Origin of the sequence: Curtobacterium sp. PhB136 (assembly GCF_004346855.1) — a bacterium.
Lineage (GTDB): Bacteria > Actinomycetota > Actinomycetes > Actinomycetales > Microbacteriaceae > Curtobacterium.
Window position 1 is genome coordinate 630,501 of the sequence record NZ_SMGH01000004.1, and the last position, 23,448, is coordinate 653,948.

At 69.8% G+C, this 23,448-nt stretch carries 28 protein-coding genes; 6 read left to right on the top strand and 22 right to left on the bottom strand.

Going from position 1 to position 23,448, the window contains the following annotated elements; translation table 11 throughout:
• The first annotated feature begins 2 nt into the window (after window positions 1-2).
• Entirely contained in the window at window positions 3-1,364 is a 1,362-nt protein-coding gene (radA, locus tag EDF27_RS02945) for a DNA repair protein RadA (protein ID WP_132047271.1), read from the top strand.
• Window positions 1,365-1,413: 49 nt separating this feature from the next.
• Here radA and EDF27_RS02950 read toward each other — a convergent pair whose 3' ends face one another.
• A complete protein-coding gene (locus tag EDF27_RS02950) occupies window positions 1,414-1,797 on the bottom strand; it encodes an SseB family protein (RefSeq protein WP_165931341.1) in 384 nt (127 codons plus the stop codon).
• 282 nt (window positions 1,798-2,079) lie between these two features.
• Between EDF27_RS02950 and EDF27_RS02955 the strand changes: the two genes are divergently transcribed.
• Together EDF27_RS02955 and EDF27_RS02960 are read left to right on the top strand one after the other, a co-directional pair.
• A complete protein-coding gene (locus EDF27_RS02955) occupies window positions 2,080-2,286 on the top strand; it encodes a cold-shock protein (protein WP_123655181.1) in 207 nt (68 codons plus the stop codon).
• A 116-nt stretch (window positions 2,287-2,402) separates the two neighbouring features.
• On the top strand, window positions 2,403-2,843 hold the full coding sequence (locus tag EDF27_RS02960; protein WP_132047273.1) for a hypothetical protein: 441 nt from the start codon (window positions 2,403-2,405) through the stop codon (window positions 2,841-2,843).
• Between the two features lie 85 nt (window positions 2,844-2,928).
• On the opposite strand, the gene EDF27_RS19555 is transcribed toward EDF27_RS02960, so the two are convergent.
• Both EDF27_RS19555 and EDF27_RS02980 read right to left on the bottom strand, forming a co-directional pair.
• Window positions 2,929-3,636 carry a hypothetical protein gene (locus tag EDF27_RS19555; RefSeq protein ID WP_165931342.1) on the bottom strand — a complete coding sequence of 236 codons (708 nt, stop codon included), beginning with the start codon at window positions 3,634-3,636 and terminating at the stop codon, window positions 2,929-2,931.
• A 64-nt stretch (window positions 3,637-3,700) separates the two neighbouring features.
• Entirely contained in the window at window positions 3,701-4,243 is a 543-nt protein-coding gene (locus EDF27_RS02980) for an amino-acid N-acetyltransferase (protein ID WP_185017346.1), read from the bottom strand.
• Between the two features lie 73 nt (window positions 4,244-4,316).
• On the opposite strand from EDF27_RS02980, the gene EDF27_RS02985 reads away from it, so the two are divergent.
• Window positions 4,317-4,769: an SRPBCC family protein gene (locus EDF27_RS02985; protein ID WP_123701098.1), complete on the top strand. Its 453-nt coding sequence runs from the start codon at window positions 4,317-4,319 to the stop codon at window positions 4,767-4,769.
• A 71-nt stretch (window positions 4,770-4,840) separates the two neighbouring features.
• On the opposite strand, the gene EDF27_RS02990 is transcribed toward EDF27_RS02985, so the two are convergent.
• The 3 genes from EDF27_RS02990 to EDF27_RS02995 all read right to left on the bottom strand — a co-directional run bounded on the left by EDF27_RS02990 (window position 4,841) and on the right by EDF27_RS02995 (window position 8,307).
• Entirely contained in the window at window positions 4,841-7,363 is a 2,523-nt protein-coding gene (locus EDF27_RS02990) for an ATP-dependent Clp protease ATP-binding subunit (protein WP_123655177.1), read from the bottom strand.
• A 154-nt stretch (window positions 7,364-7,517) separates the two neighbouring features.
• Window positions 7,518-7,694, bottom strand: a complete 177-nt coding sequence (locus tag EDF27_RS19560; RefSeq protein ID WP_165931343.1) for a hypothetical protein — start codon at window positions 7,692-7,694, stop codon at window positions 7,518-7,520.
• Between the two features lie 133 nt (window positions 7,695-7,827).
• Window positions 7,828-8,307, bottom strand: a complete 480-nt coding sequence (locus EDF27_RS02995) for a Clp protease N-terminal domain-containing protein (RefSeq protein ID WP_165931344.1) — start codon at window positions 8,305-8,307, stop codon at window positions 7,828-7,830.
• A gap of 71 nt (window positions 8,308-8,378) precedes the next feature.
• Between EDF27_RS02995 and EDF27_RS03000 the strand changes: the two genes are divergently transcribed.
• Window positions 8,379-9,311 carry an NAD(+)/NADH kinase gene (locus EDF27_RS03000; protein ID WP_123655175.1) on the top strand — a complete coding sequence of 311 codons (933 nt, stop codon included), beginning with the start codon at window positions 8,379-8,381 and terminating at the stop codon, window positions 9,309-9,311.
• 137 nt (window positions 9,312-9,448) lie between these two features.
• On the opposite strand, the gene EDF27_RS03005 is transcribed toward EDF27_RS03000, so the two are convergent.
• The 16 genes from EDF27_RS03005 to tilS all read right to left on the bottom strand — a co-directional run bounded on the left by EDF27_RS03005 (window position 9,449) and on the right by tilS (window position 22,836).
• Window positions 9,449-10,510, bottom strand: coding sequence for a sigma-70 family RNA polymerase sigma factor (locus EDF27_RS03005; RefSeq protein WP_123655174.1), 1,062 nt, complete (start codon window positions 10,508-10,510; stop codon window positions 9,449-9,451).
• Between the two features lie 338 nt (window positions 10,511-10,848).
• Window positions 10,849-10,980: a hypothetical protein gene (locus EDF27_RS20190; protein ID WP_260233343.1), complete on the bottom strand. Its 132-nt coding sequence runs from the start codon at window positions 10,978-10,980 to the stop codon at window positions 10,849-10,851.
• 52 nt (window positions 10,981-11,032) lie between these two features.
• A complete protein-coding gene (locus tag EDF27_RS03010; protein WP_123701095.1) occupies window positions 11,033-11,224 on the bottom strand; it encodes a hypothetical protein in 192 nt (63 codons plus the stop codon).
• Between the two features lie 114 nt (window positions 11,225-11,338).
• On the bottom strand, window positions 11,339-11,542 hold the full coding sequence (locus tag EDF27_RS03015) for a hypothetical protein (RefSeq protein WP_123655173.1): 204 nt from the start codon (window positions 11,540-11,542) through the stop codon (window positions 11,339-11,341).
• A 28-nt stretch (window positions 11,543-11,570) separates the two neighbouring features.
• Window positions 11,571-13,100 carry a lysine--tRNA ligase gene (lysS, locus tag EDF27_RS03020; RefSeq protein WP_123655172.1) on the bottom strand — a complete coding sequence of 510 codons (1,530 nt, stop codon included), beginning with the start codon at window positions 13,098-13,100 and terminating at the stop codon, window positions 11,571-11,573.
• A 253-nt stretch (window positions 13,101-13,353) separates the two neighbouring features.
• Window positions 13,354-13,788, bottom strand: coding sequence for a hypothetical protein (locus EDF27_RS03025; protein ID WP_123655171.1), 435 nt, complete (start codon window positions 13,786-13,788; stop codon window positions 13,354-13,356).
• The gene (locus EDF27_RS03030; RefSeq protein WP_165931345.1) at window positions 13,785-14,477 is read right to left on the bottom strand and encodes a Rossmann-like and DUF2520 domain-containing protein; all 693 of its coding nucleotides are present in this window, start codon (window positions 14,475-14,477) and stop codon (window positions 13,785-13,787) included. Before EDF27_RS03030 ends, EDF27_RS03025 begins: the two co-directional genes overlap by 4 nt.
• A complete protein-coding gene (locus EDF27_RS03035) occupies window positions 14,474-16,246 on the bottom strand; it encodes a PH domain-containing protein (RefSeq protein WP_132047277.1) in 1,773 nt (590 codons plus the stop codon). The genes EDF27_RS03030 and EDF27_RS03035 overlap by 4 nt, the downstream gene beginning before the upstream one ends.
• Before the next feature lie 9 nt (window positions 16,247-16,255).
• Complete coding sequence (locus tag EDF27_RS03040) at window positions 16,256-16,777, bottom strand: PH domain-containing protein (RefSeq protein WP_123655168.1); 522 nt, start codon at window positions 16,775-16,777, stop codon at window positions 16,256-16,258.
• 18 nt (window positions 16,778-16,795) lie between these two features.
• The gene (locus tag EDF27_RS03045) at window positions 16,796-17,275 is read right to left on the bottom strand and encodes a DUF3180 domain-containing protein (protein ID WP_123655167.1); all 480 of its coding nucleotides are present in this window, start codon (window positions 17,273-17,275) and stop codon (window positions 16,796-16,798) included.
• Window positions 17,272-17,856 (bottom strand): 2-amino-4-hydroxy-6-hydroxymethyldihydropteridine diphosphokinase, encoded by a 585-nt coding sequence (gene folK, locus EDF27_RS03050; RefSeq protein WP_123655166.1) that lies wholly within the window; start codon window positions 17,854-17,856, stop codon window positions 17,272-17,274. Before folK ends, EDF27_RS03045 begins: the two co-directional genes overlap by 4 nt.
• Window positions 17,853-18,254, bottom strand: a complete 402-nt coding sequence (folB, locus tag EDF27_RS03055) for a dihydroneopterin aldolase (RefSeq protein ID WP_132047279.1) — start codon at window positions 18,252-18,254, stop codon at window positions 17,853-17,855. Before folB ends, folK begins: the two co-directional genes overlap by 4 nt.
• Window positions 18,251-19,135 carry a dihydropteroate synthase gene (gene folP / locus EDF27_RS03060; protein WP_132047281.1) on the bottom strand — a complete coding sequence of 295 codons (885 nt, stop codon included), beginning with the start codon at window positions 19,133-19,135 and terminating at the stop codon, window positions 18,251-18,253. The genes folB and folP overlap by 4 nt, the downstream gene beginning before the upstream one ends.
• Window positions 19,136-19,141: 6 nt before the next feature.
• Complete coding sequence (gene ftsH, locus EDF27_RS03065) at window positions 19,142-21,130, bottom strand: ATP-dependent zinc metalloprotease FtsH (RefSeq protein ID WP_123701090.1); 1,989 nt, start codon at window positions 21,128-21,130, stop codon at window positions 19,142-19,144.
• A 115-nt stretch (window positions 21,131-21,245) separates the two neighbouring features.
• Window positions 21,246-21,797 carry a hypoxanthine phosphoribosyltransferase gene (gene hpt, locus EDF27_RS03070; RefSeq protein ID WP_123655162.1) on the bottom strand — a complete coding sequence of 184 codons (552 nt, stop codon included), beginning with the start codon at window positions 21,795-21,797 and terminating at the stop codon, window positions 21,246-21,248.
• 19 nt (window positions 21,798-21,816) lie between these two features.
• Window positions 21,817-22,836, bottom strand: a complete 1,020-nt coding sequence (tilS, locus tag EDF27_RS03075) for a tRNA lysidine(34) synthetase TilS (RefSeq protein ID WP_243698180.1) — start codon at window positions 22,834-22,836, stop codon at window positions 21,817-21,819.
• Between the two features lie 64 nt (window positions 22,837-22,900).
• On the opposite strand from tilS, the gene EDF27_RS03080 reads away from it, so the two are divergent.
• Window positions 22,901-23,392: an inorganic diphosphatase gene (locus tag EDF27_RS03080; protein ID WP_070417329.1), complete on the top strand. Its 492-nt coding sequence runs from the start codon at window positions 22,901-22,903 to the stop codon at window positions 23,390-23,392.
• Window positions 23,393-23,448 lie beyond the last annotated feature (56 nt).

Sequence of the window (23,448 nt, forward strand, 5' to 3'; positions counted from 1 at the left end):
CCATGGCCCGCCCCCAGTCCTCCTACCGCTGCTCCGAGTGCGGCTGGACCACGATCAAGTGGGTCGGTCGCTGCGGCGAGTGCCAGGCGTGGGGCACCGTCGAAGACGCCTCTGCCGTCACGGCCAGCGCACGGGGCACCAGTGCGGTCGCCGTCACGGGGACCCGCATCGCGCAGCCCATCACGCAGGCGCGCGGTGGTGCGGTTCCACGCTGGCAGACCGGCATCGGCGAGTTCGACCGGGTGCTCGGCGGCGGGATCGTCCCGGGTGCAGCGGTCCTCTTGAGCGGCGAGCCCGGCGTCGGCAAGTCCACGCTCCTGCTCGAAGTCGCTTCGCGCGCCGCCTCCATGGGCAAGCGTGTCCTCTACGTCAGTGCTGAGGAGTCGGTGGACCAGGTCCGTCTGCGCGCCGAGCGCACCGGGGCGATGCACGACGACCTCTACCTCGCGAGTGAGGTCGACCTCGGCGTCATCCTCGGCCAGATCGACCAGGTGCAGCCGGACCTGCTCATCGCCGACTCCGTGCAGACGATCTCCTCCGCCAGCATCGACGGCATCGCGGGCGGCACGTCGCAGGTCCGTGAAGTCGCATCGACCCTCATCCGTGCCGCGAAGGACCGCGCCCTGCCGGTGCTCATCGTCGGGCACGTCACGAAGGACGGCTCGATCGCCGGCCCACGGTTGCTCGAGCACCTGGTCGACGTCGTGTGTCACTTCGAGGGCGACCGTCAGACCGCGCTCCGGTTCGTCCGCGCCCTGAAGAACCGCTTCGGCCCCACGGACGAAGTCGGCTGCTTCGACATGGCCGGCGACGGCATCCACGAAGTCCCGGACCCCAGCGGCCTGTTCATGTCGCGGAACGGCACACCGGTGTCGGGGACGTGCATCACGGTCACAATGGAAGGCCGTCGGGCGCTCCCGGTCGAGGTGCAGGCACTCGTCGTCCCGAGTTCCGCCCCGCAGCCGCGCCGCGTGGTGAACGGCGTCGATTCGTCACGCGTGGCGATGCTCCTCGCGGTCCTCGAACGCCGGGCGGGCATCAAGCTCTCCGATGCGGACGTCTACGTCTCCACTGTCGGCGGCATGAAGCTCACCGAGCCCGGCGCCGACCTCGCGATCGTGCTGGCACTCGCCAGTGCCGCGCGGGATCGTCCCTACCCGCACACGCTCGCGGCCATCGGGGAGATCAGCCTCGCCGGGGAGATCCGGCAGGCCACCGGCGCGAAGCAGCGCGCGAGCGAAGCGCGTCGGCTCGGGTTCACCACCGTGCTCGGGGCGGACGCCGAGCACCTCCGTGAAGCACTCCGCGTCGCGTTCTCCCTGACGAAGTCCGTCCGGGAACGCGAACTCGACGCCGCCTTCTGACGCCGGGCAACGCGCCAGGCGCCACCCCCGACACGCGCGGGACCGGACGTCAGGCGCGCAATGCGGCCAGCAGGTCGGCCGGTTCGGACTGCATCGTGTGCGGCCCGGCGATGTCGAAGAACACGCCCTCGAGCGAGTCGAGGTGCGCGGCGAGGAACTCCTCGAGCCGCGCCGCGTCGTAGACCATGACCTGCCGGATCTTCTCGTCCGGCACCATCGCCGTGTAGGCGTCCGCGGACGAGAACAGCAGCAGGATGCGCTTCTCGGACCCTTCGCGGCCGAAGACCCGCACCTGCATGTCCTTCTTGCCGGTGACGAGTCTGGGCACGATCACGATGTCGTTCCGCAGCGCGTACGCCACCGCCGCCACGTCCTGCTTCGCGAGGGCTTCCTCGAGCTGTTCGCTCCGGAAGCGCTGTTCCTTGTCTGCCATCGCCATCAAGTTCACCAGAAATCTTGCGATCCGGGCGACTTGTCTGGTTCTTCGGGTCCGGACACGATAGGTTGGTGGAACCGCTTCTGCGGCGCCCAACGTCCGGGCGAGGTGGTTTCACTCCCTCATCCGGGCTCACGGGTCACTGGCCCACGGGCCTGACCCCGAACCCGTCCCGCCGGCACCTGCCCGCGTGGCGCATCACCCTCGTCGACATACGTCGAGGCTCCGTCTGCGTGTCATACCGCGATGGAAAGCAAGAACAGTTAAGGAAACGCCATCATGGCAACTGGAACCGTCAAGTGGTTCAACAACGAAAAGGGCTTCGGGTTCATCGCCCCGGACGACGGCAGCGCCGACGTCTTCGCCCACTTCTCGGCGATCTCGGGCAGCGGTTACCGCGGCCTCGAGGAGAACCAGAAGGTGGAGTTCGAGATCACTGAGGGCCGTAAGGGCCCGCAGGCGGAGAACATCTCCGTCATCGGCTGAACCCCAGGGGAACGCTGACCGTCATCCGGTCGGCTGACCCCGAACACGACCGCGGTCGGACTCGATCGATACCTCGTCATGACGAGGATCGATCGGCCGGCCGCGATTGTGTTTGTATGACCAATTCACGCATCGCATCGACCACCGCCGCAGCAGCAGCACTCGCACTGACCGTCATCGGACTGAGCGGGTGCGCGCAGGTCCATCAGCAGGTCGGTGACGCCTGGTCGGTGACGTACGAGGTGAGCGTCGATGCTCCCGAATCCGTCACGCTCCATGACGTCCGCTTCCAAGGCGCCGAGCGACGGGGCGCTGCTCCGACGACGCACGAACGGTCAGCGGTGTCGACGACGAGCGACACGAAGTCGGCGGCACAGACCTGGACGCACGAGTCGATCGTCCTCACCGACGATCCCGCGTCGGTCCGCGCCACTCCCCCGGCGGAGCGCACGGCGAGCTGTCGCATCCTGCTCGACGGGAAGAAGGTCATCGCCGAGGAGCACGGCCGTGCCGGCGCGCCCGTCCGCTGCGCCGCGACGACCCCCGACTTCGACTGACCGCCCGAACCGCGCCGCGCCGGCCGAGCCACCGAGCCGCCGGGCGAACCGCCAGGCGAGCCGCCGAGCCGCCGAGCCGCCGACGTCAGTTCAGGATGAACTGCGCCGACTCCTTCGACGAGATGTTCCCCACCGCGACCTGCAGGTGGTAGCTCGCACCCCCACCGGTCACCGACGGCCGTGAGGAGTCACACGTGGACGTCGACGACCGGGTGCGGTCCCACGCGATCGCTGGCGTGGTCAGGGTCTGCCCGGCCTTGATCGTGACGTCCTGGTTCGTCCCGCCGGTCTGGCAGTCCTTCGACGACCAGTACTGCTCTTCACCGGAGCTGATCGTGAGGACCTGCTGCGACGACCCGAGGTCCATGTGGCAGGAGCCCGACCCGGTGTTCTCGATCGACATCGCGATCTTCGGGTCCTCGGTGGGGCCGTAGGCGCTCTTGTCGAGGACGGGCTTCAGCGTTATCTGGTTCTTGGAGCAGGTCGAACCGGATGCGGAAGACGAAGAAGACGACGAAGAAGACGGCGACGCCGAAGCGGACGGCGACGCAGAGGCCGACCCAGAAGACGGTGCCGAGGAAGCCGACGGCGACGGCGCCGACGACCGAACCGACGACGACGCGGACGGGGACGCGGACGGCGAGGACTCCGCCGCCGGTGCCCCGTTCCCACGCCCCACCACGATGAGCACGACGACGATCACGATGAGCAGGATCACTCCGGCCACGGTCGCGCGACGGCGCCAGTAGACGCCCGGCTTCTGCGGGCCGACGGGGTGACGGAACGACGACATGCGCACAGGGTAGACAACGCCGGGCGCGCCACGAGGGAACCCCGCCGAGCCGGGTGTGAAAGCGTCAGAGGATCTTCAGCATGCGGGTGTTGCCGAGCGTGTTCGGCTTGACCCGGGCGAGGTCGAGGAACTCCGCCACACCTTCGTCCGACGACCGCACGAGCTCCGCGTAGACGGACGGTTCGACGACCTGCTCGCCGATCTCGAGGTACCCGTGCTTCGCGAAGAACTCGACCTCGAACGTCAGGCAGAAGATCCGCGCGACGCCGAGCTCTCGCGCGTCGTGTTCGAGCGCCTCGAGCATCCGGTGTCCGACGCGCTTGTGGATCCAGTCCGCGTCGAGGGCGAGCGTTCGCACCTCGGCGATGTCGTCCCAGAACACGGCGAGGGCACCGCACCCGATCGGGACACCGTCCGGCCCCTCGGCGATCCGGAACTGCTGGATCGAGCCATAGAGCGCGACGTTCTCCTTGCCGAGCAGGATCCGCCGGTCGACGTAGGGGGCGATGAGTCGCTGGATGTGCGGCACGTCCGACGCCAGCGCAGGTCGCACCAGGATGCCGTGGTCGTCCCGTTCGTGGAACGCGTGCTTCCCGTGCTCAGTCATCTCCCCCACCATAGTGCGGTCGGGGGACAGCGTTCCGGGTCGCGCCCAGGCGCACCCGCCTACCGTCCGGGACATGCCCCAGATCATCGAGACCATCGACGTCAACGTCCCCGTCAGCGCTGCCTACGGGCAGTGGACCCGCTTCGAGGAGTTCCCCCACTTCCTCGACGAGGTGGAGAAGATCGACCAGGTCGACGACACCACCACCGACTGGACCGTGAAGGTGGCCGGCCAGGAGCGCAAGTTCCGTGCGGTCATCACGGAGCAGCACCCCGACGAGCGTGTGGCCTGGACCGTCAAGGACGGCGAGACCGACCACGCTGGCGTCGTCACGTTCCACAAGCTGTCCGACAACGAGACCCGCGTCACCGCGCAGATCGACTGGGAGCCCTCCGGCTTCCTCGAGAAGCTCGGCGCCGCCGTCGGTGTCGGCGGACACGCGATCAAGAAGGACCTGCAGAACTACAAGGAGCGCGTCGAGGCGGCACCCACGGACGCCGGCTGGCGCGGCGACGTCCAGGCCTGAGACCCGACAGAACACAGACGGGAGGCCCGGTGCCAGCTGGCACCGGGCCTCCCGTCTGTCTGGTGAGGACTCTAGGACTCGATTTCGCCCTGCGGGGTGGCGTCCGTTGCGGACTCCACGGCAGCGGCTCCGGCGAGGACCTCTTCGCGACCCGGCTGACGCCCGGTCTCGAACTGGAACTTGCCGTCGGTGAAGTCCACCTTGACGTGGTCACCAGCGGTGAGCTCACCCTGCAGGATGTGCTCGGACAGCTGGTCCTCGACCTCGTGCTGCATCGCGCGGCGGAGCGGGCGAGCACCGAGGGCGGGGTCGAACCCGACCTTGATGAGCTGCTCCTTCGCCGGGAGCGTGAGCTCGACGGTCATGTCGCGGTCGAGCATGCGGTCCGACAGACGCTTCACGAACAGGTCCACGATCTGGAGCAGCTCGGGCTGCGACAGCTGCGGGAACACGATCGTGTCGTCGACGCGGTTCAGGAACTCCGGCTTGAAGTGCTTCTTGAGCTCCTCGTTCACCTTCGCACGCATGCGGTCGTAGCCGACGCCCGAGTCACCCTCGACCTGGAAGCCCACCGGGCCACCGGCGATGCCCTGCGAACCGAGGTTCGTGGTCATGATGATGACGGTGTTCTTGAAGTCGACCACGCGGCCCTGACCATCGGTCAGACGACCCTCTTCGAGGACCTGCAGCAGCGAGTTGAAGATGTCCGGGTGGGCCTTCTCGATCTCGTCGAACAGGACCACGGAGAACGGCTTGCGGCGCACCTTCTCGGTGAGCTGGCCGCCCTCTTCGAACCCGACGAACCCGGGAGGGGCGCCGAACAGGCGCGAGACGGTGTGCTTCTCACCGAACTCCGACATGTCGAGGGAGATCAATGCACCCTCGTCGTCGAAGAGGAACTCCGCGAGTGCCTTGGCGAGCTCCGTCTTGCCGACACCAGTGGGGCCGGCGAAGATGAACGAGCCGGAGGGACGGTTCGGGTCCTTCAGGCCGGCACGGGTGCGGCGGATGGTCTTGGAGAGCGCCGAGATGGCCTCTTCCTGACCGATGACGCGCTGGTGCAGGGCCTTCTCCATGAAGACGAGACGCGAGGTCTCCTCTTCCGTGAGCTTGAACACCGGGATGCCCGTGGCCTGGGCCAGGACCTCGGCGATGATGCCCTCGTCGACGGTGCCGGACGCGGCGACGTCACCCGCACGCCACTGCTTCTCGAGGCGGAGACGCTCGCCGAGGAGCTTCTTCTCCTCGTCGCGCAGGCTCGCGGCCTTCTCGAAGTCCTGCTCCTCGATGGCGGCTTCCTTCGACCCACGGACCGTCGAGATCTTCTCGTCGAACTCGCGGAGCTCCGGCGGCGCCGACAGGATCGACAGACGCAGGCGAGCGCCGGCCTCGTCGATCAGGTCGATGGCCTTGTCGGGCAGGAAGCGGTCCTGCACGTAGCGGTCCGCCAGGTTCGCCGCGGCGACGATCGCACCGTCGGTGATGGACACCTTGTGGAACGCCTCGTACTTGTCGCGGAGGCCCTTGAGGATGTTGATCGCGTGCGGCAGCGACGGCTCGTTGACCTGCACCGGCTGGAAGCGACGCTCGAGTGCGGCGTCCTTCTCGAAGTGCTTGCGGTACTCGTCGAGCGTGGTGGCACCGATGGTCTGGAGCTCACCACGGGCCAGGAGCGGCTTGAGGATCGACGCGGCGTCGATCGCACCTTCCGCTGCACCGGCACCGACCAGCGTGTGGATCTCGTCGATGAAGACGATGATGTCGCCGCGGGTGCGGATCTCCTTCGTGACCTTCTTGAGGCGCTCCTCGAAGTCACCGCGGTAGCGGGACCCGGCGATGAGCGACCCGAGGTCGAGCGAGTAGAGCTGCTTGTCCTTCAGCGTCTCGGGGACATCGCCCTTGACGATCGCCTGGGCGAGGCCCTCGACGACGGCGGTCTTGCCGACGCCGGGCTCACCGATCAGGACGGGGTTGTTCTTCGAGCGGCGGGAGAGGATCTGCATGACCCGCTCCATCTCCTTCTCGCGCCCGATCACGGGGTCGAGCTTGCCGTCGCGCGCGGCCTGGGTGAGGTTCCGACCGAACTGGTCGAGGACCTGCGAACCCTGCTGCGCGTTCTGCTGCTGCTCGCCGCCGACGGCGACCGCTTCCTTGCCCTGGTAGCCGGACAGGAGCTGGATGACTTGCTGGCGGACCCGGTTGAGGTCGGCGCCGAGCTTCACGAGGACCTGGGCTGCGACACCCTCGCCCTCGCGGATGAGGCCGAGCAGGATGTGCTCGGTCCCGATGTAGTTGTGGCCGAGCTGGAGCGCTTCGCGCAGGGACAGCTCGAGGACCTTCTTGGCGCGCGGCGTGAACGGGATGTGCCCGGTCGGCTGCTGCTGGCCCTGCCCGATGATGTCCTGGACCTGCTCGCGGACGGCGTCGAGCGAGATGCCCAGCGACTCCAGCGCCTTGGCGGCGACGCCCTCGCCCTCGTGGATGAGGCCGAGGAGGATGTGCTCGGTGCCGATGTAGTTGTGGTTGAGCATCTTCGCTTCTTCTTGAGCGAGGACGACAACACGACGGGCTCGGTCGGTGAATCTCTCGAACATGTGCTCTCCCTTGGCCCTTCGTACCGGGCCGACAGCTGCACCGGTCTCGTGTGAGTCCGGTCACGTACATCGAGAGTAACCAGCGCTCACCCCCTGGTCTGCCCCTGTTCGCCGTGGGCGTGACCTCGGGGCGCTGGGTGCGCCGATCGGCTCGTCACCGCGTGATCAGGTGCAGGGCGACCGCGATCAGGAGCAGCAGGACGTCGACCAGGAACAGCGCCGGCGCGAGACGGCTGGACCGGTGCAGGGTGCCGGCGGTGGTCACCAGTGCCAGCGCGAGCGCCCCGGTCAGGATCGGGCGACCGTCGGCGCTGACAGCCAAGATCGTCACGGCAGCGAGCGCGACGGACGCGCAACTCAGGGCTCTCGCGAGACCGACCAGCGTCTGGGTCCGGGCCACAGCAACCTCCAACGGAAAGGAGAGTGCAACATATCAGTCCGCGCCACCCGAGCGCGGCCGGTCGTCAGGCGCGGCGCGCAGCCCGGAGCAGGGCACGGCGGAAGCGACGGGGGTCGACGCCGAGCCGCTCGAGGACGTCGTGCGCCGCACCCATGAACGGGTCGTCGACACCGTCGAGCACGGCGAGGAGCACGTGGTGCGGACGGACGCGCTCGTTCGCGCCGGCGACCTGCGCGGCACGGGCGAGGATCCGGGCGCCCGCCGGGGTGCAGGTGATCGTTCCGGCTTCGGACGGGTACGGCGCGGTCCCTGCCCCGACGAACACCCGGATCGCGTCGCGGAGCCGTTCGGGCGTGACGCCGTGGTGGTCGAGGACGTCGCGGAAGCGCGGGATGCCGGAGCACAGCACGGTGGCGGCCACGAGCAGGTGCTCGGCGTCGACGAACCCGAAGCCCGATTCGCGGGACTCGTGTTCGGCGAGGAGGACGATCTCGCGGCCGTGCCGGAGGACGGGCACGGAGATGGAGAGCGTCGCGGTGTGCATGTATACAGAATATCGCATAGCGGCCGCGATGGAAAGACCCCGGACCAGGTCCGCCCGGTAGCATCCGGCGCATGGATCAGCCCGTCGTCGGCCTCGTCGTCCACCCGACCAAGAACGTCCAGGAGTCCGTCACGACCCTGCAGCGCTGGAACGCCTCCGGTCGCGGACGCCTGATCGCCCGCCGCATCGACGCCGCCCGGATCGGCGGGGTGATCGACGTGGTCGAGGACGACGAGTTCACCGGGACGGTCGACCTCGTGGTCGCGCTCGGCGGCGACGGCACCATGCTCGGAGCCATGCGCCTCGTCGCGAAGCGCCCGGTCCCGGTCCTCGGCGTGAACTACGGCAACGTGGGCTTCCTGGTCGAGATCGAACCGCCGGAGCTCGAAGCCGCGCTGGACCGTCTGTCCGCCGGCGACTACCAGCTCGAGCCGCACCACGCGCTCGAGGCCCGGCTGTCCTGGAGCGGTGCCCGCACCGACTACCTCGCCTTCAACGACCTCACGATCGTGCGCCGCCCCGGAGCCGGCCAGGTCTCGGCGGACCTCAGCGTCGGCGGGCTCGGGTACGGCTACTACCGCGCGGACGCCATCGTCGCCGCGACGCCCGCTGGGTCCACCGCGTACAACTACGCCGCCGGTGGCCCGGTGCTCTCCCCCGCGCTCTCCGGCTCCGTGGTGACCCCGGTCGCGCCGATGGCGGGCATCGACCGCTCCGTCGTGCTCGCCGCGCGTGAGCGCTACCGGTTCGAGATCGCGGAGGGCACCAGGAGCGCGGCGCTCGAGGTCGACGGGCTCGTCGTCGGCGAGGTCGCGACCGGTGCACAGATCGACATGCGCCTGCGGAAGGACGCCGGCAGCGTGGTGCGCCTCGACGCCGAGCGGCACGGGCGGACGGGCCGCGTGAAGCTCAGCTTGCTTGACCTGCCGGTGCGCCCGGACCAGCTCGTCGAGCTCATCCCGAGCGACCTGCGGCAGAAGCTGCGGCGCGAGGTCGAGGACTGACACCCTGCTGACATGAGTGTGGCCCGTCCGAGCAGTGCTCGGACGGGCCGTCCCATCACCCCACCGGATCGCCTTCCCACAGAACGACCCGGCTCCCCGAGCCGACGCGGTGAAGCGTCGGCCGAAGTGCTGCTGACCTACTCGGTCAGGTAGAGCTGCATGTCCTGCGAGACCGCCTTGGCGAACAGGCGCAGCTTCGCACGCGACTCGACACGGCTGACTGCCTGACGGGTCGTGTGCACGATCTTCGAGATCTCGTCGAGCGTCATCGGCTTGTCGTCGTCGAGGCCGTAGCGCATGCGGATCACGTTGGCTTCGTCGCTCGGGAGCTCGGCGACGATCGAACGGATGTCGCGGTGCAGGAGCGTCGTCTCGGTGAGTTCGTTCGGGGACGCGGCGTCCTCGTCCTCGATGAAGTCGCCGAGTTCGCTGTCGTCCGAGTCGCCGACCACGGTGTGGATCGACACCGGCTCGTGCGAGCGGCCCTTGAGGTCGACGAGTTCTTCGACCGACATGCTCAGCTCTGCCGCGACTTCTTCCGGCATCGGCGCACGGCCGAGGTCGACGGTGAGGTCACGCTCGGTGCGCGAGATCTTGTTGATGAGCTCCACGGTGTGCACCGGGATGCGGATCGTGCGGGCCTTGTCGGCGAGACCACGCGAGATCGCCTGACGGATCCACCAGGTGGCGTACGTCGAGAACTTGTAGCCCTGCGTGAAGTCGAACTTCTCGACCGCGCGGACGAGGCCGAGGTTGCCTTCCTGGATGACGTCCATGAAGGGGAGGCCGCGCTGCGAGTAGCGCTTGGCGATGCTCACGACGAGACGCAGGTTCGAGGTGATCATGCGCTCCTTGGCGCGCTCACCGTCACGGACCAGCCACTTGAGCTCGCGCTGCAGGGCCTTCGGGAGTCCCTGCTCGGTGGCGAGCTTCTCGCCGGCGAACAGACCGACCTCGATCCGGCGGGCGATGTCTGCTTCTTCCTCAGCGGTGAGGAGCGAGAGACGCCCGATGTGGCGGAGGTAGTCGCCGACCTGGTCGACCGATGCGCCGCGGACGCCGGCGAGCTGCTCGTCCGCTTCGACCTCTGCTGCTGCGGTGTCGAGCGTGGTGCTCTCGACCTTGGCGCTGTCGGTCTTGGCGGTTGCCTTCTTCGTCCGGCGCGAACTGGTGCTCGGTGCTGCCGTTGCGATCGTCATGTGACTCTCCCTGCATTCGACGGTGATGGCCTCGTGGGGTGTCACTAGTGAAGCGGGCGAGGGGTGTACCCCACAAACGGAACCGAATGATTCCCAGGGTTCTCCGTGCTTCGTCATTGCGACTGCCCCCCACGGGGTACAGCGTGGGAACAGTGTGGTCCCCCTGCCGCCCCGAGATCAAGGGGATGTCGTTGTGTTTCCGGGATTGCATCGGTGTTTCTGGCGCGTTTCGGACGATGTACCCCGGGGTGCAGCGCTTGCCGGACAGGCAAAAGGGGTACGTCGGACCGGATCGGCGAGATCCGGCCTCCGTACCCCGTTGACCGAGCGAGCGGGGGTCACCAGGACGGCTCCAGCCATCCGGCGCGGCGCTTCGACGCCTCATGGTCGGCGTCGCGGTCGTACTCGTCGTACTCGCTCTCGATGTCGCCGACGAGGCTGCGGGCACGGAGCATCTGGGTGATGGACATGGGGACGATGCTCACAGCGGCCGGCAACGACCGCGTGAACGGGCGGCGACGCTCAGACGTCGATGTCGTCGAAGTCGTCGAAGTCGTCGAAGTCGTCAGCGCCGACGACGTCGGCCCATCGCCCGTCGTCGCGAGCGGGGTCGCTCAGCGCGGCGTGCCCGAACGCATCGGCTGCATCGATGTCCGTCGGATCGTCCGATAGAGGAGTCGCCGGGTCCTCCGGCGCGGGTGTCGTCGGGTGCATGGCGCGCACGATCGCACCGCCCGGTGAACAGCGGGTGAAGCGCGCAACAGCGGGTAAGTGCGGAACATCGGGTAAGTGCGGAACAGCGGGTGGAGCGCGGAACAGCGGGTGGAGCTACTCCGCCGAGGCGGGTGCCGGCGCGCTCGCGCCGTGCTCACGCTCGAAGCGTGCACGCTCCTCGGCCTCGACCTTGGCGTAGGCGGCGCGCTCGGTCCGGTCGGCGCGCATGATCGCGCGCATGACGAACCAGAAGACGAGGCCGACGACGATGGTCGGCGTCAGGGCGAAGATGATCCCGGTCACGACTCCATGCGGCACCCGAGCATCCTAACCCCGGCGACTGGGCCTACTTGACGAGCGGGAACAGGATCGTCTCGCGGATGCCGAGGCCCGTGATGGCCATCAGCAGCCGGTCGACACCCATGCCCATGCCGCCCGACGGGGGCATCGCGTGCTCCAGCGCACGCAGGAACTCTTCGTCGACGCGCATCGCCTCGGGGTCACCGCCGGCGGCGAGCTTCGCCTGCTCGACGAAGCGCTCCCGCTGCACGACCGGGTCGACGAGTTCGGAGTACGCCGTCGCGAGCTCGAAGCCACGGACGTAGAGGTCCCACTTCTCGACGATGCCCGGGCGGGTGCGGTGCTCGCGGGTCAGCGGGGAGGTGTCGACCGGGAAGTTCATCACGAAGGTCGGGCGGTCGAGCGAGTCGATGACGAAGTGCTCCCAGAGCTCCTCGACGTACTTGCCGTGCGTGGCGTGCGCGACCTCGACCCCTTCGGCCGCGGCGAGCTCCTGCAGCTCGGACAGCGGCGTGGACGGCGTGATCTCGCGGCCTGCCGCTTCGGAGAGCGAGCCGTACATGTCGATGCGCGGCCACTCGCCACCGAGGTCGTACGTGGTGCCGTCGGGCAGCGGGACCTCGAGCGGCCCACCGGTCACGGCACGCGTGGCGTTCTGCACGAGCTCCTGCGTGAGGTCGGCCATCTGCTCGTAGTTGCCGTACGCCTGGTAGGCCTCGACCATCGCGAACTCGGGCGAGTGCGACGAGTCGGCGCCTTCGTTCCGGAAGTTGCGGTTGATCTCGAAGACGCGGTCGATGCCACCGACGACGGCGCGCTTCAGGAAGAGCTCGGGCGCGATGCGCAGGAACAGCTCGGTGTCGAACGCGTTCGAGTGCGTGACGAAGGGCCGGGCCGAGGCGCCACCGTGCTGGGTCTGCAGCATCGGGGTCTCGACCTCGAGGTACTCGTGGCCGGTGAACGTCTGGCGGAGCGACGCCATCACGGCGGCTCGGGCACGGACGGTCTCCCGCGCCTGGTCGCGGACGATGAGGTCCAGGTACCGCTGACGGACCCGGGTCTCCTCGTTGAGCTCGTTGTGCAGGTTCGGCAGCGGCAGGATCGCCTTCGCCGCGATCGCCCACTCGTCGACCATGATCGACAGCTCACCCCGGCGCGAGGAGATCACGCGGCCGTGCACGAACACGTGGTCGCCGAGGTCGACGAACTCCTTCCAGCGCGCGAGCGAGTCCTCGCCCACCTCGGCGAGGGACACCATCGCCTGGATGCGGGAACCGTCGCCGGACTGCAGGGACGCGAAGCAGAGCTTGCCGGTGTTGCGGGAGAACACGATGCGCCCGGCGATGCCCACGACGTCGTCGGTCTCCTCGCCGGTCTCCAGGTGCGCGTACTGCGCCCGGACCGCGGGGATCGTGGTGGTGATCGGGAGCTCGGCCGGGTAGGCCTCGATCCCGGCTTCGAGGAGCCGCGAGCGCTTGTCGAGCCGGACCTGACGCTGCTCGTTCGTCTCCTGCTCGGCCAGTGCGGCGGCGTCGGCGATCGCGGTGTCGGTGGTGGCGGCGGTCTCGTCGGTCATGCGGGTGCGGCTCCGAGGGTCGTGGGGGATCGCACCGATGCTACCCGTCCGCGTGCACTCCCCCGGAATCCCGGCGACACCCCGACCGAGACTCGCCGACCGGCCACGAATCGGCCGCGGGACCGGTGCCGAGCGACGATGTCCGACCGGTGGGACGATGTCCGACCGGTGGGCGGGATGCGCGCGGGGAGTCGCGACCCCTCAGCGGACCGATGAAGCCGATCGGGCGTCGGAACCGACGGAACGCGAGCACTCAGGCCTCGAAGGCCCCGGCAGGGGGCCGCCCCTGCGCACGCAGCAGGAGCAGCGTCACCGACGACCCGACGTAGGCGGCCGCCACGAGCAGCATCACCACCGTCCCGAGCACGTCGAACGCCCCGATGGTGGACGCCCGGGCGAACAGGGCGTCCGCGACGAAGTACGCCGCGAGCAGGAACCCCGCGAACGGCCTTGCGGTCATCCGCCACCACGCCCGAGGCGGCTCGACGGGCTCGTCCTCGCCGCGGAAGAGCCGGACGCCGACGACGACCATCGCCACGAGTCCGATTGCTGAGAGGAAGGGCACGGCCGCGTCCGGCAGGCCGATCGCCCACAGGAGCAGGGCGAGGAGGACCTCGACGACGGTGGCCCCCACGACGTACCCGACCTTCGCCTGGGCGGTGGTGATCCGGAAGCCCGACTCCGTCACAGCGTGGACTGCCCGTCGGCCGCGGCGAGCGCGTTGTCGACGGCGGACCGCACCAGGGCGCCGAGCACCCGCCCGGGGTGCTCCACGCCGATCCCGGAGAGGGTGCCGGCGGACTGGTCCACGATCGCGGTCGAGAAGCTCACGGCAGCTCGGACGGCGTCGGCGTACGCCGGCCGGTCGGCCTCAGCGACGACGAACGGCTCCGCCCCCATCTCCACGACGAGCGCCTGCGCGATCGGCAGCACGGGCGCCGGTGCGGTCACGGCGCAGTACGCGTCCCGCAGGCGGGCGAGGTCGACGCTCGTGCCGGTGAACGCCATCGCGGGGTGGATCGCGAGCGGGATCGCGCCGGCGGCCATCGCGGGGGCGAGGACCCCGACGCCGTGGTCAGGGCTCGTGTGCACGACGAGCTGGCCCGGCTGCCAGATCCCGGCGTCCGCGAGACCCTGCACGAGGCCCGCGAGCTGGTCGTCCGGCACGGCGAGCAGCACGAGTTCGCTCCGCTCGACGAGGTCCGGCGTCTCGAGCACGGGCACGCCGGGGAGCAGCGCCTCGGCACGGTCCACGCTCGACTTCGACACGGCGGTGATCCCGACGACGGCGTGCTCCGCGTTCGCGAGCGCGGCACCGAGCACCGGTCCGACGCGTCCGGCGCCGACGACGCCGACCCCGAGTCGCCCGGCCCTCATCGGACCGCTCCGGTGGGTGGCACGTCGGTCCACCCGACGGGAGGAACGACGGGACGAACGACGGGAGGCGCGACATGCCCTGGAGCCGCCGCCTGCGGAACCGCAGGGTGCGCGTCCGGGGCGACCCGAGCCTCCAGGCCGTCGTGTCCGGCTCCCGAGGCGGACCGCCACCGGTGGGACGTGTCGGTCGCGGCGGCCTCGATCGCGCGGTGCGCGGTCTCCGACCACAGCTCTTGTGCGTCCCGCGCGTCGAGCGCACCGACGGACGCGGTGACCGGGCCCTGCACGGTCTGCACGTGCACCGACGCGAGTCGGAGCAGTCGCTCCACCGGCCCCTGGGACACCTTCACGCTCTGCACGCGGGGCAGCGGCACGACCACGAGCGACCGCCAGACCGCACCGAGCCGGAGCAGCACCGCCCCCTGGACGAAGCGGTAGCCGTTGCGGCGCGCGGAGAGCGGCCGGAGCCAGCGACCGCGGCGGGGCGAGTAGCGGAACCCGCCCTGGTCGCCCGACGTGGTGAGGCTGTCGTCGACGACGCTGACGGCCTCGGCCGAGCCTTCGCGGAGGAGGTCCTTCGAGGCGGACGGTCCGACGACGGCGCTGCCGACGAGTGAGGGCAGGATGATCTCGAGGACCTGCCGGACGTCGGCGGCGTCACCGACGGGCAGCACGATCGACGACACCTGCTGGTTGTTCGACGCCCCGTTGCCGGCGTTGGTGGCCCGGTTGATGCGGACGTCCCACCAGCCGAACGGCCGCCACATCAGCGGCTGCGCGACGCTGACGGCGTGGATGCGCCCGGGCGGCAGCGTCTCGTTCGTGGTCGAGACGAGCCCGAAGCCGATCCGGATGCCGTCCCGGGTGTCCGCGATCGTGTACTGCAGCGACTTCGAGAACTTCCGGACGTAGTACCCGCCGGCGCCGATGACGGCCGGGAACAGCGACACGAGCAGGAAGTACTGGCCGGTGATCGCGATGCTCACGATGATCGCGACGACGGCGAGCAGGATGAACACCGTCGTGCCGGAGAGCACCATCGACGCGATCAGCCGGCCGGGCTTCACCTTGACGATGCGTGTCGCGTGCACGGCGGACGGGTCGAGCTCGGGCGAGAGGAACTCGTTCACCCGGTCCTGGACGCGGCCGTTGCTCTGGCGCTCGCCCGCTTCCGTCTCGTCCTCCTGTGCGCCGGAGGCGAGCACCAGGATCCGCTGCCGGAGGTCGTCGGCGGCCCTCGCACCGAGGTAGGCGAGCTGCACGTTCGCGTCGTTGCCGGCCTGTGCGATCTCGAGCCGGGCGGTCCCGAAGATCCTCGGGACGAGCGGCCGGGTGATGTTGATGCCCTGGATCCGGTCGAGCCGCGCCTTCCGGTGGTTCCGGAAGAGGACGCCCGAGCGGACCTCGACGATCTCGCCGGTGACCCGGAACTCGTGCATCCGCCAGGACAGGTAGAACAGGCCGATCAGCACGATGAGGAACCCGGCGATGCCGAGCAGCACCCACCCGACGGCGCCGTGCTCGTACACGTACCGGACCGGGTCGCCCTCTTCCGAGGGGCCACCGCCGCCCGGGATGATCATGTCGAAGAGGGTGTCGCGGAGGTTGTTCAGCACGATGCCGAGCACCACGATGAGGAAGATCCCACCGCGGAGCAGCGGCGTCAGCGGGTGCAGGCGGTGCCACTCGCCGTCGGTCAGGGGTGCGGCGGCGGCAGCGTTGCCGCTGCGGGGCGGTGCCGGCGGCGGAGGGCCGGGTCGGAACGTCACGGTGACCGCCTAGAGCCCGGCGCGGCGGGTCTCGGCGAGCTCGACGAGCCGGTCGCGGAGCTCGTCGGCGTGCTCGGCGGGGATCCCGGGGATGCGGACGTTCGTCGACGCGGCGGCGGTCACGAACTTCAGCTCGCTCATCCCGAGCGCCCGGTCGAGCGGGCCCCGGTTGATGTCGACGAGCTGCAGGCGCCCGTAGGGGACGGCGGTGAAGCGCTGCCACATCAGCCCGCGCCGGAGCACGAAGTCGTCGTCGCGGAGGGCGTACCCGATCGCACGGACCCGTCGCGGCGTGAGGATCGCGGTGATCAGCGTGATGATCCCGACGACCGTGGCGATCAGGGTCCAGACCAGGCCGGTCGTCTCGCCGACGCCACCGGTCGCGAGCCCGATCAGCACGCACCCGACCGTCACCACCGCACCGGCGAGCACCGTCGTGATGAGTTCGGTCCAGACCAGCTTCGCGGACACCCTGGTCCACGCGATGCCGGTCAGCCCCAGGCCGGGCTCGTCGAGTCGTTCGCGCGGCATCGGGGCCCTCCTGCTGTGTCAGTTCACCGTGGTGCCGTTCCGCGGGTCGTCGCGGTCGTCGTCGTCCGGCGGAGCGATGCACATGCGCTCGGCGACGAGGGCGCACACGGTCAGCACGATCCCACCGCCGACCGCCACGGCACTCGGCAGGGTCGAGCCTAGCGAAGGGACCACCGAGCGGGTCAGGAGGTACACGAGGAGCCCGAGGGCGAACGCGCCGAAGAGGACGCCGCAGATGCTCGAGGCCTTCGCGAGCACCACCACGCGGGTCGCGTAGATCGGGTCGACCCGGCGGTCGGCCCCGCCGCGAACGTGCCGGCGGACCGGCAGCGCCAGGGCGATGAGGACGATGCCGATGAACGCCAGCGTGAAGCCGAGCGGGGTGACCAGGATGAGCGCGGGCGCCTGGCGCGAGGCCAGTGCCGCGTTCAGGGCGAAGCCGGCGATGCCCGCCACGAGGGCGAGGCTGACGAGGGTGGAGGCGCGGGTGGTCTTCACGGGGCGTGTTCCGTTCCGGCGGTGGTCGGGTCGGTCTCGGCTTCCGTCACGTCCGGACGGGAGGCTCGGGTCGGGTCGTCGAGGAGGCGCGGCTCGTCGACGCGGTCGGTGTCGTCGCCGAGTGCGGCCAGCAGGTCGGCGACCGGTCCGGCACCCGGCAGCACCGCGTCGGGGTCGGCGTCCAGCCAGGGCGCGAGGACGAAGGCCCGCTCGTGCGCCCGGGGGTGCGGCACGGTGAGCGTCTCGGTGTCGATGCGCTCGTCCCCGTAGGTGATCACGTCGAGGTCGAGCGTCCGGTCGCCCCAGCGGACCTCCCGGGTGCGGCCGTGGGTGTCCTCCACGACGTGCAGGGCGTCGAGGAGTTCCTGCGGTGCGAGCACCGTGTCGAGGACCACGACGGCGTTCCGGTACCGGGGCTTCGACGTGTCGAGGCCGTCCAGTGTGAGGGCGACGGACTCGACCTCGTGGCTCGACCCGACGGCGGTGACACCGGGGATCGCGGCGACGGCGGCCGCGGCGGCCCGGAGCGTGCTGCCCCGGTCGCCGAGGTTCGCGCCGAGGGCGACGACGGCGCGGGTCACGCCGGCTCCTCGCCCGCGGCACGCGCGGGCTCGTCCGCGGCACGCTCTCGGCGGATGGTGATCGAGACGTCCGTGAACGGCACCGTGATCGGGGCCTGCGGCTTGTGCACGGTGACCTCGGTCGCCAGCGCCGCCCGGTGGGTCAGCACCGCGGCGGCGATCCGCTCGGCGAGGGTCTCGATGAGGTCCACCGGATCGCGTTCGATCTCGGCGACGACCTGCTCGGCGAGTACCCCGTAGTGGACGGTCTGCTCGAGGTCGTCCGGACCGGAGGCCGCGCGGGCGTCGACCTCGACGGCGACGTCGACGACGAAGTCCTGGCCGTCGGCACGCTCGTGGTCGAAGACGCCGTGGTGACCGCGGGCACGGACCCCGACGAGGCGGATGGTGTCGTTCACGATCGAGCTGCCCTCCAGGCTTCCCACACGTCGAGCACGGCGCGGGTCGGCGCCGGGTCGTGCACGCGGACACCCCAGGCGCCGCGCTCTGCTGACAACAGGCTGATGGCCGCCGTGGCCAGGTCGCGGTCCTTCGGCGGGGCTCCCGCGGGGCTGCCGATGCCCTCGAGGAAGCGCTTCCGCGATGCGGCGACGAGCACGGGGAGCCCGATCGAGGCGAAGCGCTCGTACCCGGCGAGGATCTCCCAGTTCTGCACGCCCTGCTTCGCGAAGCCGAGCCCCGGGTCGATGACCACCTGCTCCTGACGGACCCCGAGCACGATGAGCTCGGCGACGCGCATCTCCACCTCGCGCCGGGTCTCCTCCACCGCGTGCTCGTACACGGCGTCGCGGTACATCCGGTCGCTGTGGCCGCGCCAGTGCATCACCACGAAGCCGGTGCCGGTGGAGGCGACCACGCGGGCCATGTCCGGGTCGGCCAGGCCGCCGGAGACGTCGTTGACGATCGCCGCGCCGAGCTCCACCGCACGCTCCGCAGTGGACGCGTTCATGGTGTCGACGCTCACGGCGATGCCCTCGGCCACGAGCTCCCGGACGACCGGCAGCACGCGGTCCTGTTCCACCTGGAGCGGGACCCGCTCGGCACCGGGCCGGGTGGACTCGCCACCGACGTCGACGATGTCCGCGCCGGAGGCCACCAAATCACGGGCGTGGGCGAGCGCGGTGTCGTACGCATCGTGCAGGCCACCGTCCGAGAACGAGTCCGGGGTGACGTTGAGGATGCCCATGACCCGGGTGCGCTCGCGCTGGAGCGCACCCGGGTCACGGCGACGGCCGGTCGCGGCGAGGCGGCCGTCCCGTCTCGTCGGGAGGTCGGTCATCCCGGCCTACGCGGGGGCGATACCCGGGTTGCCGAACGGACGGTGGCGCGGGGTCTTCGACGCCTCGCGGTCGTTCGACTCGGACGCGGTGTTCGCCGCCTTGCCCGGGACGTCGATCGCGGGGAGGTTGCTGACCGGCCGCTTGTCGCTCGAGAGCCACTGCGGGCGCTCGGGCAGCTTGCGGACGTCCTTGAAGATCTCCACGAGCTCCGGGGCGTCGAGGGTCTCCTTCTCGAGGAGCTCGCCGGCCAGACGGTCGAGGATGTCGCGGTTGTCGTTGAGCACCTGGTAGGCCTCGTCGTGCGCGGCTTCGAGCAGGGCGCGGGTCTCGGCGTCGACCGTCTCGGCGATGTTCTCCGAGTAGTCGCGCCCGGTGCCACCGCTCATGTCACGACCGACGAAGGGCTCCGTGGAACCGGCGCCGAGCTTGACGGACCCGACCGCACGGCTCATGCCGTACTCGGTGACCATCTTGCGGGCGGTGCCGGTGGCCTTCTCGATGTCGTTCGACGCACCCGTGGTCGGGTCGTGGAAGACGATCTCCTCGGCGACGCGGCCGCCCATGGCGTAGGCGAGCTGGTCGAGCAGCTCGTTGCGCGTCACGGAGTACTTGTCCTCGAGCGGGAGCACCATCGTGTAGCCGAGGGCACGGCCGCGCGGCAGGATCGTGATCTTCGTGACCGGGTCGGTGTGCCGCATCGCCGCTGCCGCGAGAGCGTGACCGCCCTCGTGGTACGCCGTGATGAGGCGTTCCTGGTCGGACATGATCCGGGTCCGGCGCTGCGGGCCCGCCATCACGCGGTCGACGGCCTCGTCGAGGGCACGGTTGTCGATCAGCTGCGCGTTCGAACGGGCGGTGAGGAGCGCCGCCTCGTTCAGGACGTTCGCCAGGTCGGCGCCCGTGAAGCCCGGGGTCTTGCGGGCGAGGAGCTCGAGGTCGACGCTCGCGGCGAGCGGCTTGCCCTTCGCGTGCACCTCGAGGATCTGCTTGCGACCGGCGAGACCGGGTGCGTCGACACCGATCTGACGGTCGAAGCGGCCCGGACGGAGCAGGGCGGGGTCGAGCACGTCGGGACGGTTCGTCGCGGCGATCAGGATGACGTTCGTCTTGCCGTCGAAGCCGTCCATCTCGACGAGGAGCTGGTTCAGCGTCTGCTCGCGCTCGTCGTTGCCACCGCCGATGCCGGCACCGCGGTGACGACCGACGGCGTCGATCTCGTCGATGAAGACGATGGCCGGCGAGTTCGCCTTGGCCTGCTCGAAGAGGTCACGGACACGGCTCGCACCGACACCGACGAACATCTCCACGAAGTCCGAACCGGAGATCGAGTAGAAGGGGACGCCCGCTTCGCCGGCGACGGCGCGCGCGAGCAGGGTCTTGCCGGTTCCGGGAGGGCCGTACAGCAGCACGCCCTTCGGGATCTTGGCGCCGACGGCCTGGAACTTGGCCGGCTCCTTGAGGAACTCCTTGATCTCGTGGAGCTCTTCGATCGCCTCGTCCGCACCGGCGACGTCCGCGAAGGAGACCTGCGGGTTCTCCTTGTTGTTCATCTTCGCCTTGGACTTGCCGAACTGCATCACCTTCGAGCCGCCACCCTGGGCGCTCGAGAGGAGGAACCAGAACAGGCCGAGGATGAGCAGGAACGGCAGGAGCGTCAGGATCAGCGAGACGAACCAGTTCGACTGCTGGACGGTGTCGTTGTAGCCCTTCGGCAGGTCGGCCTTGGCGATCGCCTCGACCACCTCGGTGCCACGGGGGGTCGAGTAGTAGAACTGCTCGGTGGTGCCGCCGTCCTTGAGGGTGAGGTCCACGCGCTGCTCGGTGGAGTTCACCACCGCGGAGGAGACCTTGCCGTCAGAGAGCTGCTCGAGGCCCTTCTGCGTGTCGATCTGCTGTGTGCCGGACTGGCTGATGAAGGCCCACCCGATCCAGATCCCCACGATCGCAATGAGCACGTAGATGTACGGCCCGCGGAGGATGCGCTTGAAGTCCATGTGATCCGGGCAGAGCGCCCGACACCTTTCTCTGCCGAAGTTGCGTGCTGATCAGCATACGGCCGCGATTCTGTGGCGAGAATGGGTGTCCTCTGCGGGCGAACTCCCCGTTCGACTAGGAGTAGATGTGCGGCGCGAGGACGCCGATGCCGCGCAGGTTGCGGTAGCGCTCGTCGTAGTCCAGGCCGAAGCCGACCACGAACTCGTCCGGGATGTCGTAGCCGACGTACTTCACGTCGACCTCGACCTTGGCGGCCTCGGGCTTGCGGAGCAGCGCGACGATCTCGACGCTCGCGGCACCGCGGGACTCGAGGTTCTGCTTGAGCCACGACAGCGTCAGGCCGGAGTCGATGATGTCCTCGACGATGATGACGTCGCGGCCGTGCAGGTCGGTGTCGAGGTCCTTGAGGATCCGCACCACGCCGGAGGACTTCGTGCCGGAGCCGTACGACGACACCGCCATCCAGTCCATCTTCGCCTGCAGCGTCAGGTGGCGGGAGAAGTCCGCCATGACCATGACCGCGCCCTTGAGGACGCCGACGAGCAGCGGGTCCTTGTCGGCGTAGTCGCGATCGACCGCCGCAGCGAGTTCGGCGATCTTGTCGTCGATCTGCTCGGGGGTGAAGAGCACTTCGGAGAGGTCGTCCTGCACGTCGGAGAGTTCCACCGGTCCAGCCTAACCGGCCCTACGCGGCAGCGAAGGACAGTCGGTCACCGTCGCGGGACGCCCGGACACCGGGCAGGTCGATCGGCCCCTGTCCGCCCCAGTCGGTGACGAGCCGGCAGACCTCGAGCGTCTGGACGCGGGACAGCGTCACGCCGAACTCGCTCTCCACGGCGAGGCGCACGAGTCGCTGCCGGAGCGCCGGCGGGTTCGCGTGCAGCTCGCGCACGGACAGCGAGATCCCGGCTTCCGAGTGCTCGGCGAGGTCCTCGGCCATCTCCTCCGCGAAGTGGTCGAGCGCCGCGGAGTCCTCACGCAGCTGGTCGGCCGTGCGTGCCAACGCCTCCTGCACCCCGGCGCCGAGTTCCTGCTCCAGCACCGGCATGAGCGTGGTGCGCACCCGGACCCGGGCGAACGCCGGGTCCTCGTTCTGCGGGTCGTGCCACGGCGCCAGCCCCGCTGCGGCGCAGGCCTGGCGGGTGGTGTGCCGCCGCACCGCCAGGAGCGGTCGGCCGTACGCCGGTCCGCCCTCGCGCCGCGCGAGCGGCTGCATGCCGGACAGGCTGTCCGGCCCGCTGCCGCGCAGCAGGCCGAGGAGCACCGTCTCGGCCTGGTCGTCCAGGGTGTGCCCGAGGAGCACGAGGGGCGACCCGGTGGCGGACGCGACGTCCGCGATGGACGCGTGCCGGGCCTCCCGGGCGGCGCCTTCCGGACCGCCGTCGGAGCCGACGACGACGCGTCGGACGGTCACCGGGTCGAGACCCAGTTCGGATGCCTGCCTGGAGGCTCGGGTCGCGACCGCCTCGGATCCCGCCTGGAGTGCGTGGTCGACGACCACAGCACCGGCTCGGAGCCCCTGCTTCGGTGCCTCGAACGCGGTGGCGGCCGCGAGCGCGAGCGAGTCCGGTCCGCCGCTGAGTGCGACGAGGACGAGGTCGCCGTCGGCGACGACCTGGTCGTCGCGGGCACGGGCCAGGAGGTCACGGACCGCACGACGCATGTCGGCGACCGCGGGATCCAGCCGGGGACGCGGAGAGTTCACCCGGTAACGTTAGCCGCGCTTTCGGAACCACCGACAGACCCATCGACAAACCAGGAGTGCAACCATGGCCGCGTACGACGTCGTCGTCGAGATCCCCAAGGGCAGCCGCAACAAGTACGAGGTGGACCACGAGACCGGTCGCGTGTACCTCGACCGCGTGCTGTTCACGTCGTTCGTGTACCCGACCGACTACGGGTTCTTCGAGAAGACCCTCGCGGACGACGGTGACCCCGTGGACGCGCTCCTGCTGCTCGAGTACCCGACCTTCCCGGGCGTCGGCGTCAAGGTCCGCCCGGTCGGCGTCTTCAAGATGAGCGACGAGGCCGGCAACGACGCGAAGGTCCTCGTGGTCCCCGCGAAGGACCCGCGCTGGGCGCACATCCAGGACATCTCCGACGTCGACGAGCAGACGAAGGCCGAGATCGCGCACTTCTTCGAGCGCTACAAGGACCTCGAGCCGAACAAGTGGGTCAAGGCCGAGGGCTGGGGCGACGCCGCCGAGGCCGAGGCGATCGTCACGGCCGGCCAGGCCGCGTACGTGCCCGCCGGTCACTGACGCTGCTGACGCTTCCGCTGCGTCTGCTTCGTCCGCGGCTTCCGCGCTGACGCCGA